Raw genomic sequence first — 15403 nt, forward strand, 5'->3', positions numbered from 1 at the left:
CTACAAGTAATGAGACAATGCGCCATTGTTTTTTAAACCTCTGTCTCCATGAACAAACTCCTTCTTTCTCTTTTATCCGTTGCCGCTTTAGGTATGCCATTGGCATCTGAAGCACAAGCGCCCGCCATGCCTACGGCACCTGTCGCTCAACCTGACCAAGCTGCGCCTAGCAACACCAATGCCGCACCAGCAGCTCCTGCTAAAGCGGATAAAAAAGCCAAAAAGGCCAAGAAAAAGAAATTGAAAAAGAAGAAGTCTAAAAAGGCAAAAGCTCACTAAGCCAACCGCTTAATACTTGCAAACAAAAAGCGCTTGAGGCATCTGCCACAAGCGCTTTTTTCATATTTAAGTCTCAGCGATTCAACGCATGGCATAACCCAAAGCCACACCAGCAAATACGGTTGCACCCAACCAGTGGTTCAACCGAAACGCTCTAAAGCAACCATCTCGTGAACGATCCAAGATCAGCAAAAAGTGCCACAGCGCTTGCAGGCTTGCCAAGATCAAAGCAAACGTCCAAGCGCTGCCTAACTTCTCTGACTCAAGCAAGCCATACCAGCCGCACAGATAGACCGCATAAAACGCCATGATGGCCGATATGTCGTGACGACCCAAGGTGATGGCCGAGGTCTTCATACCAATGCGAATGTCGTCGTCACGATCCACCATGGCGTACTCAGTGTCGTAGGCCAACACCCAAAAAAAATTGAACAACATCAAACCCCAAGCCTGCATGGGTACAGCGTCGCTCAAGGTTTGCAGGTTGATGTCTTGCCACGCCAAGTCGGCACTGCCAACCGCTACAAACGCCAAAGGAATGCCAAAGCTAAACGCCACGCCCAACACCGCTTGCGGCATCGACACATAGCGTTTGGCGTAGGGGTAAATCAAGGTCACAGCCAAGCCTGCAAACGACCACGCGATGGTGGCAGGGTTGGTAGTGAGTACAAAACCAAAAGCAGCAAGCGCCAGCACAGCGCCCACCAGCAAGGCCTCGCGCACAGACACTGCCCCTCGCGTGACGGGCCGCTCTGCCGTGCGTTTGACGTGACGGTCAAAATCACGGTCGGCCACATCGTTGATGCAGCAGCCCGCACTACGCATCAGGATCGTGCCCAACACAAACACCGCCACCAAATGCCAACCGGGCCAGCCATCGGCCGCCACCCACAAGGCAGAGAGAGAAGGCCACAGCAGCAGTAACCAGCCCGCTGGGCGGTTCCAACGAATCAAATCTAAATAGAGGCTCAGGCGTTCACGCATGCACACACCTATTACGACAAGCGGTTCACGCCTGGCAGTTCGCAGGCATAGATGGCATTGCGCAAAGCGGCAATCGCCTCGTAACGCGTGAAGCTGCGACGCCACGCCAACACCACACGGCGCGTGGGCGGCTCGCCCCCCTTATCGTCAGTAATGGGCAAGTAGCGCACATACGTCTCTTCGCTTTTTTTACGCTTGGCTTGTGTGTTCAGTGCCTCTTTCGGCACGCTCAAACGCGGCACCAGTGTCACACCCATACCAGCGGCCACCATGTGCTTGATGGTCTCCAACGACGAGCCTTCGAAACTCTTTTGAATACCCTCAGCATTGCTAGAGAAACGCGCAAATTCTGGGCACACCTCCAGCACATGGTCGCGAAAGCAATGACCATTGCCCAACAGCAACATGGTTTCGTTCTTCAACTCATCCGCACTGACATGCTTCAAGGTCGCCAGCGGATGATTGCTGGGAACGGCGGCCATGAAGGGCTCGTCGTACAAGGGCGCGGTGGCAAGGCCTGTGTCTGGAAATGGCTCGGCCAAGATGGCACAGTCAATCTCGCCGGTGCGCAACATTTCTAGTAATTTGACCGTGAAGTTTTCTTGCAACATCAACGGCATTTGCGGCGTTTTAGAGATGGCTTGGCGCACCAAGCTTGGCAGCAAGTAAGGGCCAATGGTGTAAATCACGCCTAGCTTCAAAGGGCCGGCCAGTGGGTCTTTGCCACGCTTGGCAATTTCTTTGATGTTGGCCGCTTGCTCCAACACGCTTTGCGCTTGACGAATGATTTCTTCGCCCAAGGACGTTACCGCCACTTCGTTGGCGCTGCGCTCAAACAGCTTCACATCCAACTCTTCTTCGAGTTTTTTGATGGCCACAGACAAGGTGGGCTGCGACACAAAGCAGGCTTCGGCCGCGCGGCCAAAGTGTTTTTCACGGGCCACGGCCACGATGTATTTGAGTTCGGTGAGGGTCATGTTTTTTAAGCCTTCAAGAAATCCGATTTTCCACCCAACCAGCGGCTCACATGCCGCGCAGCCAACTCGGGGTACATGTCCAACATCAGCGGGGCCAATTCTCGCGCCCATTGCAACAGCTCGCCATCTTCCGCTAAATCAGCAAAGCGCAGCAGCGCAGCCCCCGATTGGCGTGCGCCCAAAAACTCGCCTGGGCCACGAATTTCTAAATCACGTCGTGCAATTTCAAATCCATCCGAGGTTTCCACCATTGCACGCAGCCGCTCGCGCGCCGTCTCGCTCACGCGGCCACTCTCGCCCGTGGCATACATCAGCACGCAGGCAGAAGCAGCCGCGCCGCGCCCTACACGCCCTCGCAACTGGTGCAACTGACTGAGGCCAAAACGCTCGGCGTGCTCAATCACCATCAGCGAGGCATTGGGCACATCCACGCCCACTTCAATCACGGTGGTGCTGACCAACACGCCCATGGCGCCACTTTCAAACTGCGCCATCACCGCCTTTTTGTCAGCAGGTGGCATGCGCGAATGCAGCAGCCCCACCAACACCGGCTTTGTGCCAGGGTAGTTGAGCGCATCCATCAACAAGGCATGCGTTTCGGTGGCATTGGTCAAATCGAGCGCTTCGCTTTCTTCAATCAACGGGCACACCCAATACACCTGACGGCCTTCATCGAGCTGGTGGCGAATGCGTTCAATCAACTCATCACGTCGCGACTCTGACACCAGTTTGGTCACCACCGGCGTACGACCCGGCGGCAACTCGTCCAGCGTGGACACATCAAGGTCAGCGTAATAGCTCATGGCCAAGGTGCGGGGAATGGGCGTGGCGCTCATCATCAGCATGTGTGGCTCTTGCTGTGGCATGCCGTCGTGCGTGAGCATCTTCTCGCGCAGCGCCAAACGCTGCGCCACGCCAAAGCGGTGCTGCTCGTCGATGATGGCCAGTGCCAAGTTTTTAAAGACGACCTGCTCTTGAATCACCGCATGCGTGCCCACCACCAAAGCAGCTTCGCCACTGGCGATGAGCCCCAACATTTCGGTGCGTTCTTTCTTCTTTTGGCTCCCCGTGAGCCATGCTACGCGCTTGCCCAACGGCGTGAGCAAAGGCTCTAGCCAACCAATCAGTTTGCGAAAGTGTTGCTCGGCCAAAATTTCAGTTGGAGCCATCAGCGCACATTGCCAACCGCCATCCATCGCCACCGCTGCAGCCAATGCCGCCACCACAGTTTTGCCCGAACCCACATCGCCTTGCAGCAAACGGTGCATGGGCACTTGGCGCATCAAGTCTTGCGCAATTTCTTCACCCACGCGGCGTTGCGCGCCGGTCAAACCAAATGGCAACACACCCAACAACTGCTCGTGCAAACCGCCTTTTTTCAGCGCCAATGCAGGCGCGCGCAACTCATCACGCGCACGTTTGGACTGCAGTTGCGACAGCTGCTGCGCCAGCAATTCTTCGGCTTTCAGACGTTGCCACGCAGGGTGTGTGCGGTCTTCCAACTGGGCCAACGACACATCGGGCGTGGGGTGGTGCAAAAAGTGCAAGGCCTGCTCAAGGCTCCACGCCTTCGCGCCAGCACTCATGGCCGAGCGCGGCATGTGCTCGGGCGGAATCGTCTCGACAAACGCACCGTGTCGCGCCGCATGCACCAGCCCGCTGTGTACTGCCTTACGCAAATACACCTGCGGCAAACCTGCCGAGGTGGGGTACACCGGCGTGAGCGCATTGGGCAGCTCGCCACCCGCCATACTGAAGCCGGGGTGCATCATGGTGCGCCCCATGAAGCCGCCCTTCACCTCGCCACGCAAACGCAAGCGGTTGCCCACCGCCAGTGCTTTTTGTTGAGAAGGGTAAAAACTGAAAAAGCGCAGCGTGCAGGTGTCCGAGCCATCATCCACCACCACCAGCAATTGGCGGCGCGGTTTGTAGGCGATGTCACACGACACCACCGTAGCTTCGATTTGCGCCATGTCGCCCTCGCGCGTGTCAGCCAGACGCACGATGCGCGTTTCGTCTTCGTAGCGCAGCGGCAGGTGCAAGGCCAAATCAATGTCGCGGTCCAGCCCAAGCTTGCGCAACGCTTTTTGCGGTGCGGAGAGCGGTTTGGTGGTGGCTTTTTCTGCGGGCGGCATGGGCATTGATTGTGCCCGCCGCCAAGCGGTTTTTAAAACTGGTAGCCGAGGCGCATACCTAAGCCGTTGGCATGCATAGCTTTGTCATACCCGTAATAAGTGCTCGTGTCGACCAAGCTACTACGCGTGAGCTGCACTGAGGTGAATAAGCCCTCGGGCCAATCATGTCGCCACGCCAAAGAAAAACTTCGCTGTGTGTAATCTGAAAAATCTGGATACACCGTGTAGCCTGAATATGGATAGTTGGTTTCAGTCAAAGCGTTGTGCATCAAAAACTTGGAGGCCGCAAATGCAAACACGTTCTGCGCATCCTGTTGGTAATTGAACTCCATCACATATGAGCGCCGGGACAGCGCGTTGCCCCGGACGGTGTGCGGATAGCTAGAACCAGGCTCCACCACATTCTTGTTGGACATCACATGATGCAGCGTTTGCATGCGTACATTGAGCTTAGGCATCGCGTAAAAACTCACGCCTGCAAACGTGATGTCATACGCCTGGTTCACCCGAAAGTCTGGCGCATTCCAGCCGCCGTGGACTGCCTGCTCTTGCTGTGTGGCCAAGTATCCGAATCGAAACTCCGTCGCGGTATCCAAATTCAAGGCATTGATTGAGAAGCCTTGCTTATTGTTCTTCTCGACGCGACTGTTTGAATACGTGAGATTTGAAAATTCGGTCTTGTTATAGCCGAACCACAAAGGGCTGTAGACGCCAGCAATTCCCTGCAAACGATAAGCACCTACTTGCATATTCGTATACAGCTGCGCACCGGGCGCACCTCCGCTAGGACCGCTGACATCCACCACCGTGCAAAACGGGTCGTTCTCACGCACCCAAGGCGAGTCAATGTCATATGTGCGGCACCAGCTGGTTTTGTAGTCCACCACGCCAACCTTCACACCTAGACGCGGGGAAATTGCCCAATCTGCACTGAGCTCATCGACATGAGACCCCATCTCTTGGTTGCTGCGCGCCTTAAATGCCAACGTGGCCCTCGGGGAAACCATCAAGCGGCCATCAAAAGTACCCCACGGTGAAACAGGTCGGTAATGCCATTGCGCGTTGGTCGACATCATCAACAAAGGGTCGGGGCGGCCATTTGAAAACTGCCACGCATCCACGCCCAGCTGAGCGTTGTAACGCCCAAGCGGGTAATCCACTGCCTCATCGTGACCAGCTTGCATGACCTGTGCCGAAGCAAGCCCGCTCAAACAGAGCCCTCCCAGCAACACCTGCATTCTTTGAACACGCATAGACAGCCTTTTCAGCACCACGATTGAGGATGAACTCGTCAAATCGCCAACTAGAAGTTAACTAGAAATAACCAGCAATGCAACAATTGTGATTCAATAACTTGTATTTAAGAATACAAAAATACAATGAAACATGAAGTCTTAACAAGTGTCTTAGTCTTGGCGCTCTCGCTCACAGCGTGCGGCGGTGGTGCTGGCAACGACGACTGGGCCAGCTCAGACCCCAGTGCGCGCGCCATTTCGGCCAGCAGCTTTGACATTCAAGATGCCTGGACGAACCTCAACAATGCACCGTACGCATCGCAACTCAAAGCCCACGGTCCATGTCCAGGCACATACATCTTGTCCAACAGCACGGCCAACGTCGCAGGCGTTCAAGTTATGGCAAATGTCGTGTCAACCAATATTGCTTATGGCGCTGCAAGCCCTTGTGACTCGCCCTACGAAAACAAATCGGCAGCAAACATCACCAACATCTACTACTACTACGCTGTCGTCAACAGCCAATACAAAAACTACTACGCCTATGACAACTTATATGTTTATGTGTGGCGAGCAGTGGCTGCTTTTCCGACCTCAGCAAAAGTGGGGGATACGGGCGTCATTGGGGTTGTAGACAAATACACAAGTAGCAACTCTGCCAAAGTTGGCATACAAGTGTGGTCTTACGCTATCGAAGAAGACACGGCCTACTCTGTCATCTTTAATCTCATAGTCAAACACTACGATACGACCACCACCAGCTACGCCTCAGCGCCACTTGACAAAACAGAACAGTTCCGTTACTTGGTAAATTTGAGCAACGGGGTCAATCAACTTCAACTGATTCAATATGACCGTATTGACGCCGATGGCTTCACGGTTCAAGGCCGCCTGAACTAGGGCTTACCAGCCTGCGCCTGCTCGCGCACCCGTTCAAACAATTCAAACACCGTCAACCCCAGCCCTACCGCGATGACCTCCATCGCGTTCAGCGTGGGGTTCGCTTGGCCGTTCTCAATGCGGCTCAGGTAGGTTTGATAGAAACCGCACTTTTCGCTGAACACAACTTGTGTCAAGCCCTGCTCTTGCCGCAGAGCCCGTACGCATAGTCCAAAAGATTGTTGAAGCGAGGGTTTCACCCATAGGAATGTCTCAATTTATGCCTAATTCACATACACACTAATTCGTATATATACTCAAAGTGAAAACTTTTAACAACCCACTAGAAAGAACCCTATGCGTACTCTGAAACTTTTAGCTCTTGTGATGTCACTAGCCCTAACTGCATGCGGAGGCGGGGGAGGCGGCGGCTCAACGTTGAATGCGGATGCTCAGGGCTACTGGTCTGGCGCCGCTTCCACAGGCTATACGGTAAACACGGTTGTCCTTGAAACAGGAGAAACTTGGGGAATTTATAGCTCTGGATCAACCATTTACGGAGCCCTTTACGGGACTGCCACTACGAATGGAAACAACGTCTCAATTAATGGGACAGATTTCAACTTCGTTACAAATGCATCAACGCCAGGCACTCTTACTGGCCCTGTAACAGCCAAGACATCGATGTCGCTCACCAGCACAAACGGTGCGACCGTCCCGCTAACTTATTCATCCACATACGATACGGCGGCAACTGCAGGGGCAGCAGCAGGAACGTGGACCTTTGTCGGAAGGTCTCGCTCCTACTCTCTAGTGCCAGGATCCATAACAATTGATGGATCAGGCGCATTCACGCTAAATCAAACAAACTGCATAACCGTCGGAACACTTGTTCCTCGATCAGGCGGGAAAAATGTTTACAACTTAAATCTAGCAGCCAGTGGTTCGTCATGTGCCGTTGGACAAAGCTCAATGGCTGGAGTCGCGTATATCGATACTACCGTCACCCCCAATAAGTTTGTATCACTTGCATTAACGCCCAACAAAGATGATGGTGTCATTGTGATTGGCACAAAACAGTAATAACTAGTTAGCGTACTTTTAGACTTTAAAACAGCCGTGCGAAAATCACGGCTGTTTTTACTTGGAACGGGCCTGTCCGGCCCTCAAGCGCATGCTTCACACCTACACCCTCAGCGATTTCGATTTCCATCTGCCCGAGTCGCTGATCGCGCAACACCCCGCCTCTGAACGCAGCGCCTCACGCTTGCTCGATGGCCGCTCGGCCGACTTGGTCGACCGCACTTTCAAAGACCTCCCCTCCCTCCTCAAAGCTGGCGATTTGCTGGTGTTCAACGACACCCAAGTGGTGAAAGCCCGTTTGTTTGGCGAAAAGCCCACCGGCGGCAAGCTGGAGCTCTTGGTTGAACGCGTGCTGACGAACCACGAAGTGGTGGCCCACATGAAGGTGAGCAAAAAGCCGCCCGTGGGTACTGAGCTGTTGATGGTCGGCGGCAAAAATAACGGCGGATTCAACGCCACGCTCTTGGGCCGCTGGCCCAATGAAGACGGCCAACTGTTTCGCTTCAAGTTCAGCGACGAGCCGCACACACTGATGCAAGCGCACGGCCACATGCCACTGCCGCCCTACATCGAGCGCCACCAAAACACCGCCGACGCGCAACACGAAACCGAGGAAGACAAAGCCGAGGACGAGCGCCGTTACCAAACCGTGTTTGCCAAACACCCCGGTGCCGCCGCGGCCCCCACCGCAGCGCTGCACTTTGACGAAGGCGTGCTACAAGGGCTAGAAGCCCAAGGCGTGTCTCGCGCCAGCGTCACGCTGCATGTGGGAGCGGGCACGTTTCAGCCAGTCAAGACCGAGAACTTGGCCGAGCACCGCATGCACAGCGAGTGGTACAACATCCCGCCAGAAACCATCCAAGCCATTGCCGATTGCCGCGCACGCGGTGGCCGCGTGGTGGCGGTGGGCACGACCAGCGTGCGCACGCTAGAGAGTTGGGCGCAAAGTGGGCTGACGAGTGGCGACACACAAATCTTCATCACGCCCGGCTTTACGTTCCAGGTGGTGGATGTGTTGATCACCAACTTCCATTTACCCAAGAGCACATTGCTCATGTTGGTCAGCGCGTTTGCTGGCTTCGAGCACATGCACGCGCTGTACCGCCACGCCATTGCCCACCAATACCGATTCTTCAGCTACGGCGACGCCATGCTGCTACAAAGAAAGACCAACCATGTTGAAGTTTGACGTTCTCACCAAAGACACATCTAGTCATGCCCGCCGCGGCACGCTCACGCTCAACCACGGCGTGGTGCAAACCCCTATCTTCATGCCCGTGGGCACCTACGGCACGGTCAAAGGCGTGATGCCTCGCAGCCTCGAAGAAATGGGCGCGCAAATCATTTTGGGCAACACCTTCCACCTGTGGATGCGCCCTGGCCTCGATGTGATGCAAAGCTTTGGCGGCTTGCACGACTTTGAGCGTTGGAACAAACCCATCCTCACCGACAGCGGCGGTTTTCAGGTGTGGTCGCTGGGTGCGATGCGCAAAATCACCGAAGAAGGCGTGACGTTTGCCTCGCCCGTGAACGGCGACAAGTTATTCATGTCACCCGAGGTGAGCATGCAAATTCAAACCACGCTCAACAGTGACATCGTCATGCAACTCGACGAGTGCACACCTTACGAAACCAAAGGCCACCTCACCACAGAGGCCGAGGCTCGCAAGTCAATGGAGATGAGCCGCCGCTGGGCCGTGCGCAGCAAAGACGAATTTGCACGCTTAGAAAACCCCAACGCCCTGTTTGGCATCGTGCAAGGCGGCATGTTTACCAACTTGCGCCAAGAGTCACTCGATGCGCTGGTGGACATGAACTTCCCCGGCTACGCCATTGGCGGCGTGAGCGTGGGCGAGCCCAAAGACCAAATGCTAGAAATCATGGCGCACACACCGCATCGCATGCCCGAAAACAAACCACGCTACTTGATGGGTGTGGGCACACCCGAAGACTTGGTGCAAGGCGTGGCCGATGGCGTAGACATGTTTGACTGCGTCATGCCCACACGCAATGCACGCAACGGCACCATCTTCACCCGCTATGGCGATTTGAAGCTGCGCAATGCCCGTCACAAGGCAGACCACGGGCCACTCGACAGCACCTGCACCTGCTACACCTGCGCCGGCCACACACGCCCCGACGGCACAACCAGCGGCGGCTTTAGCCGTGCGTACTTGCACCACTTAGACCGCTGCGGCGAAATGCTCGGCCCCATGTTGACCACAGTACACAACCTGCACTACTACCTCAACCTCATGCGCGAAGTGCGCGAGTCTTTAGAAGCAGGGCAGTTCGGCGCATTCCGCGCCAAGTTCAAAGAAGACCGCGCACGCGGGGTTTAAACCCCGCCGCTAAGCGGCAGCGCCATCAAACCTCAGTGGTGAACACCGTCAAAACGCCGGTGTAGCCATGCAGCTCTTGGTGGGCAATTTCGCCACCGGCAAAGAAACCCACCAGCGGCACATCGCCCAATGCGCGGCGCACGATGTGCATCTCAGCACTCTCGCCACCAAAGTGTGGACCGCCGCGCCCTGCGCAGCTCACATAAATAGCACCCGCCATGCGGCGTGCGGGATGCGGGTTGATGTTGGTGTCGGCACTGAGTGCGCCCGCCAAGTCAGCCGTCATTTCTTCGGGCTCTAGGGCCTCGCGAATTTCGGCACAAATGCGTGTCAGGTCTGCGCGTGCCGCAGCGGCATTGCGCTCACAAAACGTGAGGCGCATACCCACCTCCACCGGCTGCGCCACAGCCACCGCTTCGCGTGCGGGATCGATGCCGACGATGTGGCGAACCAACACCGCATCGTCAAACTCACCTGTGCGCTTCACAGCTGGGTCGTGCGCGGCTGATAACCCCACCAAAGTGGCACGCACTTTGGCAATCGCAGGCTGCTTGTCAGCCAGGCTGATTTTCAAATCGCGCTCCAACACATGCAGCGCAGGTTCGTTGTCTAGGGTCAGCACCACGTTGTTGTCAGCACGGGTGATGGTGTGCGTTTGGGCGATGGGCAAACACCCCTGCGTCACGCGCGACACCATGGCCACGCTGGCATCAAACGCCACACCACTCAAGCCGCCATGAAACACGCCTGCAGCATGGCCCTGCCCTGCGATGTTGCCGTCGCCACTGAAAGCAAACTGCACCACATCGGTTCGGCTGGCCGACAAGCCACCAAACACATAGCCGCTGGCCGTGCGTTGTGCTAACTCGGCAATCAACTCGGGCACATCGGGCGTGTGTGCATCGGCATGCAACAAGGCCGTGTGCGGCACAAAGCTGCTGCCATGCTTGGCACCCATGCCGGCTTGCGCCAACGGGGCCACGCCGCTGAACACGCGGTAGTGCTCAGGCGAGATGTCGCACAACATCACACTCAGCGCTGGCTCATCAAAATATTCCACGTTGTTGGCCGCAATACCCACCCCCACGGTGCCCGCCCAATCGGTCACCTCCGGCAGCTCAGCGCTGAGGTGCGACAAGATGTCTTGTGCGTGCGTGGCGTAGTGGTCGGTGATGTAAATCAAACCAAGGTGCGGCGCACTGGCGTACTCGGGCAAGGCCATGTGCGCGCGCAACTGCGCCAGCACCAAGCCTGCGGCCATTTCCCACTGCGGGTGGGTGGCGTGACCGTAGGGGAAGAGTTTCATCGTTTGGATTTGGTGGCGGTTTTACGCGCGGGTGTTTTGCGGGCGGCAGGTTTGCGCGCAGCTGTTTTGGCGGCCGATTTTTTAGCAGCAGGCTTGGCAGCACCAGTGGTGGCGTGTGCTTGTGCGCGATGCGCCATGTCGTTCATGGCATGTGTGGCGATGTGCTGAAACTGGTCCGTCAAAGCGCCCCACCAATGAGAAGGGTCCACACCAGCAGCCGCAGCTTTTTTGCTGCGTGACTTGCTGGCTTTAGGTTGGGCTTTTGGCTCTTCTGCCGCAGCTTCTGCCTGTGCAGGCGCTGCTTGCGTGAATGCGTATTTAGGCTGGGCAGGTGCTGGTTGCGCCGCTTCTTGCGGCTTGACCTTGAGCGACTCAGCCAAATCGTTGAAGCTCATGTTCATGCCCTTCAAGGTATTGAGCGTCATGCACTGCACTTCGAGAGCCTGAATGGTGGCGCCCACTGCTTTGCTGTTTTGTTCCAGCCAAAACTGAACCGTCTTGAGTTCTTGAATGCGCTTCTCAAGCTCTTCAGGGTCCAGCGTAGGAGCCACCCAACCAGGCGCAGCAGATGATGTGGCTCCACCTCCGGGCGTGAGGTTCTTTAAAAAGTCAAAGCCCGGAACGAACTTGGTGAAATCAAAACCGGCTGGGTGGGTCATGTCTGTCTCCTGTATGTATAGGTCGCATTAAACCAAAACCCAGCCCACGCTTGGCTGACAGCTCAGTGCTTGTGGTCAGCATGGTTGTGTTCCATCTGTTTTTGATGTTGCATCATGGGTGCTTGCATGCCCACTTGCACTTTCAGCTCTACGTTGGACTTCACGCCTTTGGCATCTTGAAACGTCAGCGTCACAGGCACGGTAGTGTCTTTGGCCAAGGGTGCTTTCAAGTCCATCAACATCACGTGATAGCCGCCAGGCTTGAGCTCGACCGCTTTGCCAGCGGGCAAGTCTAGGCCGTTGGGCAAGGCGTTCATACGCATCACGTCTTTGTCCATCTTCATTTCGTGAATCTCAGCCACGCCTGCGACGGGGCTGCTCACGCCCACCAATTTGGCGTTGTCTTTGGCGGTGATTTTCATGAATGCACCGGTGGCCTTTTGGCCTTGCACAGTGGCGCGTGCCCATGCGTCGGTGATGGTCACGTTTTGGGCATACGCGTTGACCGCGCACGCAGTGGCGAATGCGGTGGCGATGAGGTGTTTCGTAAATTTCATAAATGCTCCTTTGAATTAATGGTGGTGTTCGTGTTTGGGTGCGGCTTGCACGTCTAGCAAAGCAGCAGGTGATTTGAGGCCGCGTGTCGAGGTGCCTTGGGTTGGAATGTCTGACCAATCATTTTGACTGTTCTCGCACACCTGCAACACCTTCACCCATAAAGGTCCTGCTTGGTTGGGCAAACGTCCCATGAAGGCGAATTCATCAAACTGGTCATCGGGCAGGGCATTGTCTTTGTGTGTCGCCGTCCAGCGCAACTCCACCACATCGTCGGTCACGGTTTTGCCATGGCTGATGTACGGCTTGTTCAGTTGGGCTTTACGGGTGGTGATGGTCCAGCCTACTTTGGGTTGCGGCTTGGCCCCTTCAAAGCCAGCGGGCACTTGCACGACCAGGCCATGGGTTGCCGCACCGTTGCAGCCATGCCCCACACGTAACGTAGCTTTGTAATAACTGCCAGCCACCGCTTGCGGTTCTGTCAAGACGATGTGGGCGTGTGCCTGCAGCGCCGTAGCCGCCAAGCAAGCCCAGATGCACTGGGCGAGTGTTTTGAAAAATTGATTCATCTTGTTTCCTTCTGTTTGAACTTGCGTCAATTGCATCTGACCTGTGTGCGAACGCGCAGCACAAAGCCAGCACACCAAGCGGCGGCACAAGGCCGCGCGCCCGTTTAAAACTCAGAGGGAAAGTTCAGGCGGCCCACGCGAAGGCAGCGGGGGCGCAGTGAGAGCCGCAATGTGCGCTGCAGCGATGGGCTGCATGACATGGGCCAGTGGGGAAGGTTGGGTCAACGCAGTGTTCAACGCAGGAGGTGGTGCGCTGATGGAGGCACACAAAGGGCAGTCCAGCGTGTGGGTGGATGCGGCAGCTTCATCGTCACTTTGCACCACCAGCTTCATGCTGCCCGTGCTGGTACAGACCAAGTCCATGCCCTGCGGGTTGACGATGGGCGATGCAATGGCCACGCCAACAGACAACGCAAACCACACCAGCACAAGGCGGGTGAGTTGGATGGCGTGACGCAAGCGTTGCATGTTTGAAATTATGTCTGACGCATTGGACATATTCGCAACGTCTGCCCTGCCTAGGTGAAAACGAGGATTCATTGACATCCATCAAGGAATGAAGCGCATGATGGGCGCAACATCAAACCATAAATAGAGGAGCTTCCATGGACGCACAACACGCCACAGCCTTCAAGCAAAAGCTTGAAACCCAACGCGCCGACTTGCTTGCACAAATTGCACAGCAACGCGGTGGCAAAGCCAGCCGCGCAGAAGTGGCGGCCGAGCACTTCGCGCACAACGAAGACTCAGACGCACAGGTCAACACCGCACGCGATTTGGAGTTCGCCATCAACGAACACGAAACCGCCGAGCTGGCTGCGATTGACGACGCCTTGGCTCGCTTAAGTGCTGGCACGTATGGCCATTGCGTCGATTGCGATGCCACGATTTCCGAAGCACGCCTGAACGCAGCACCCGAAGCAGCGCGCTGCATTGGCTGCCAAGAAAAATCTGAACACAACCACCACTAAGAAAGAAAACACATGACCACTTTTCACGCCGTTGTTTGGATGGACCACCAAGAAGCCCACGTGCTGATGTTCGACCGTGAGCACGTGGAGAGCCAACGCGTCAAATCACGCACCCACCACAAACACCAAGGCAAACCCACCGACACCGCACACCTGTATGCCGACATTGCCAAAGCCCTAGAAGGCACACACGAAGTGTTGGTCACCGGACCAGGTAAAGCTCGCGATGAGTTCCGTGACTGGTGCAAACAACACCACGCCCATGTGAACGTGGTGGACAGCGTCGCCAGCGACCACCCCACCGATGCACAAGTGGTGGCCATGGCACGTCAGTACTTCAAGAAGTTCGACAAAATGGCCGCAGACCCCGCGCACCTGAAGTAAACCTTCAGCCACGTGCGTGGCCGACAACAAAAAGCCCGCTACAGCAGCGGGCTTTTTGTTTTGGCGAAACGTTTGTTTAAGCGTCTAGCGAGGCCAGTTCTTGCTCGATGGCACCAAACACGCTTTGGCCATCTTTGCCTTTGGCTTCGATGCGCACAGTGTCGGCAAACTTCATGTACTCGGTGGTGGCCTTGCCATCGAGCGCAGTTTCCATGGCGCGTTTTTCGGCGATGCAGCTATAGCCTTTGGGCCACTCAGTTTTGCCGTTTTTCTCAAAGCCCGCATTGCTGACTGTGCCGCTGTTGACCACGGTGCCTGCACGCAGTGCGCGCGTTTTGCTGGCATAGGCCACGAGTTGGCCGAAGTGATGCGTCATGTCTGTGCCTGCGTCGCACATGCCGACCTTGCGGCCGTTCCATGCCACTTGCACGGTCAGGTGCACGCTGCCGTTGTCCCATGCGTCGCCCAGCTCATCCAGCGTCACGGCCACGGGGCTGAATGACGCAGCGGGGTGGCTTTGCACGTTGTGTGTGACGTTGCGCAGGGTGATGGCGTTGGACAGCATGACCAAGCGGATGCTTTCAAGCGCATCGTCAGCCGATGCACCCACGGGCACGTCACCTGTGATGACGGCGATTTCGGCAGAGAAGTCTGCACCTAGGTTTTCGTTGGCACACACCACATGGTCGTTTGCGCCCATCAGTGCATCGCTGGCGGCTTGGTGCATCACCAAATCGCCCTCACCCTCGCCCAACAAGGCGGCGTGATTGGCGTAGGCATTGCCCGTCAGGCGCTGGTAGGCGCGGGGCAGCGGGGCCATGCAAAGTGCAGGGTCAAACGGGAAGGCGTGGCGCGCTTTACCGTTGTTGAGGGTTTCATACAAGTCTTGCAGTTGGGGGGCGATGAAGCCCCAGTCGTCCAGCGCTTGCTGCATGCGGGTGGCGATGCCCGTCGCATAATGCGCGGTGCTCAAGTCGCGCGACACAACCACCAGTTGTCCATCGCGTGTACCGTCTTTGTATGTGGCTAATTTCATGCCACGATT

18 protein-coding genes are annotated in these 15403 nt (G+C 56.2%); 7 read left to right on the forward strand and 11 right to left on the reverse strand.

Annotated elements, in window-relative coordinates; genetic code table 11:
• The first annotated feature begins 48 nt into the window (after positions 1-48).
• Positions 49-279, forward strand: a complete 231-nt coding sequence (locus C5F52_RS02515) for a hypothetical protein (RefSeq protein WP_104796739.1) — start codon at positions 49-51, stop codon at positions 277-279.
• Between the two features lie 81 nt (positions 280-360).
• Here C5F52_RS02515 and C5F52_RS02520 read toward each other — a convergent pair whose 3' ends face one another.
• Genes C5F52_RS02520 through C5F52_RS02535 form a run of 4 tightly spaced genes read right to left on the reverse strand, consistent with a single transcriptional unit; the run spans position 361 to position 5559 of the window.
• Positions 361-1263 (reverse strand): 4-hydroxybenzoate octaprenyltransferase, encoded by a 903-nt coding sequence (locus C5F52_RS02520; protein ID WP_104796740.1) that lies wholly within the window; start codon positions 1261-1263, stop codon positions 361-363.
• Positions 1264-1274: 11 nt separating this feature from the next.
• The gene (locus C5F52_RS02525) at positions 1275-2240 is read right to left on the reverse strand and encodes a LysR substrate-binding domain-containing protein (protein ID WP_104796741.1); all 966 of its coding nucleotides are present in this window, start codon (positions 2238-2240) and stop codon (positions 1275-1277) included.
• Positions 2241-2245: 5 nt separating this feature from the next.
• A complete protein-coding gene (gene recG, locus C5F52_RS02530; protein ID WP_369951840.1) occupies positions 2246-4375 on the reverse strand; it encodes an ATP-dependent DNA helicase RecG in 2130 nt (709 codons plus the stop codon).
• 32 nt (positions 4376-4407) lie between these two features.
• Positions 4408-5559: a hypothetical protein gene (locus C5F52_RS02535; protein WP_104796743.1), complete on the reverse strand. Its 1152-nt coding sequence runs from the start codon at positions 5557-5559 to the stop codon at positions 4408-4410.
• Positions 5560-5754: 195 nt separating this feature from the next.
• On the opposite strand from C5F52_RS02535, the gene C5F52_RS02540 reads away from it, so the two are divergent.
• A complete protein-coding gene (locus C5F52_RS02540; protein WP_104796744.1) occupies positions 5755-6510 on the forward strand; it encodes a hypothetical protein in 756 nt (251 codons plus the stop codon).
• On the opposite strand, the gene C5F52_RS02545 is transcribed toward C5F52_RS02540, so the two are convergent.
• Complete coding sequence (locus C5F52_RS02545) at positions 6507-6749, reverse strand: helix-turn-helix domain-containing protein (RefSeq protein WP_104796745.1); 243 nt, start codon at positions 6747-6749, stop codon at positions 6507-6509. The two genes, C5F52_RS02540 and C5F52_RS02545, sit on opposite strands and share 4 nt — an antisense overlap.
• A 97-nt stretch (positions 6750-6846) precedes the next feature.
• Between C5F52_RS02545 and C5F52_RS29630 the strand changes: the two genes are divergently transcribed.
• From C5F52_RS29630 to tgt, 3 genes are all read left to right on the forward strand, one after another.
• Positions 6847-7572, forward strand: coding sequence for a hypothetical protein (locus C5F52_RS29630; protein ID WP_146100021.1), 726 nt, complete (start codon positions 6847-6849; stop codon positions 7570-7572).
• Positions 7573-7663: 91 nt separating this feature from the next.
• Positions 7664-8761, forward strand: coding sequence for a tRNA preQ1(34) S-adenosylmethionine ribosyltransferase-isomerase QueA (gene queA / locus C5F52_RS02550; RefSeq protein WP_104797134.1), 1098 nt, complete (start codon positions 7664-7666; stop codon positions 8759-8761).
• Positions 8748-9914, forward strand: coding sequence for a tRNA guanosine(34) transglycosylase Tgt (gene tgt, locus C5F52_RS02555; protein ID WP_104796746.1), 1167 nt, complete (start codon positions 8748-8750; stop codon positions 9912-9914). The genes queA and tgt overlap by 14 nt, the downstream gene beginning before the upstream one ends.
• Positions 9915-9939: 25 nt before the next feature.
• On the opposite strand, the gene C5F52_RS02560 is transcribed toward tgt, so the two are convergent.
• From C5F52_RS02560 to C5F52_RS02580, 5 genes are all read right to left on the reverse strand, one after another.
• On the reverse strand, positions 9940-11220 hold the full coding sequence (locus C5F52_RS02560) for an FIST N-terminal domain-containing protein (protein ID WP_104796747.1): 1281 nt from the start codon (positions 11218-11220) through the stop codon (positions 9940-9942).
• The gene (locus C5F52_RS02565) at positions 11217-11879 is read right to left on the reverse strand and encodes a PhaM family polyhydroxyalkanoate granule multifunctional regulatory protein (RefSeq protein WP_104796748.1); all 663 of its coding nucleotides are present in this window, start codon (positions 11877-11879) and stop codon (positions 11217-11219) included. Before C5F52_RS02565 ends, C5F52_RS02560 begins: the two co-directional genes overlap by 4 nt.
• A 62-nt stretch (positions 11880-11941) precedes the next feature.
• Positions 11942-12436 carry a copper chaperone PCu(A)C gene (locus tag C5F52_RS02570; protein WP_104796749.1) on the reverse strand — a complete coding sequence of 165 codons (495 nt, stop codon included), beginning with the start codon at positions 12434-12436 and terminating at the stop codon, positions 11942-11944.
• A 15-nt stretch (positions 12437-12451) separates the two neighbouring features.
• On the reverse strand, positions 12452-13003 hold the full coding sequence (locus C5F52_RS02575; RefSeq protein WP_104797135.1) for a YcnI family protein: 552 nt from the start codon (positions 13001-13003) through the stop codon (positions 12452-12454).
• A 111-nt stretch (positions 13004-13114) separates the two neighbouring features.
• Positions 13115-13471, reverse strand: coding sequence for a DUF2946 family protein (locus C5F52_RS02580; RefSeq protein ID WP_104796750.1), 357 nt, complete (start codon positions 13469-13471; stop codon positions 13115-13117).
• Positions 13472-13608: 137 nt separating this feature from the next.
• Between C5F52_RS02580 and C5F52_RS02585 the strand changes: the two genes are divergently transcribed.
• On the forward strand, positions 13609-13974 hold the full coding sequence (locus tag C5F52_RS02585) for a TraR/DksA family transcriptional regulator (protein WP_104796751.1): 366 nt from the start codon (positions 13609-13611) through the stop codon (positions 13972-13974).
• 12 nt (positions 13975-13986) lie between these two features.
• Positions 13987-14358, forward strand: a complete 372-nt coding sequence (locus C5F52_RS02590; protein ID WP_104796752.1) for a hypothetical protein — start codon at positions 13987-13989, stop codon at positions 14356-14358.
• A gap of 76 nt (positions 14359-14434) precedes the next feature.
• Here C5F52_RS02590 and C5F52_RS02595 read toward each other — a convergent pair whose 3' ends face one another.
• Positions 14435-15394, reverse strand: a complete 960-nt coding sequence (locus tag C5F52_RS02595) for a fumarylacetoacetate hydrolase family protein (protein WP_104797136.1) — start codon at positions 15392-15394, stop codon at positions 14435-14437.
• Positions 15395-15403: the final 9 nt, after the last annotated feature.

This window comes from Limnohabitans sp. TS-CS-82 (genome assembly GCF_002943475.1).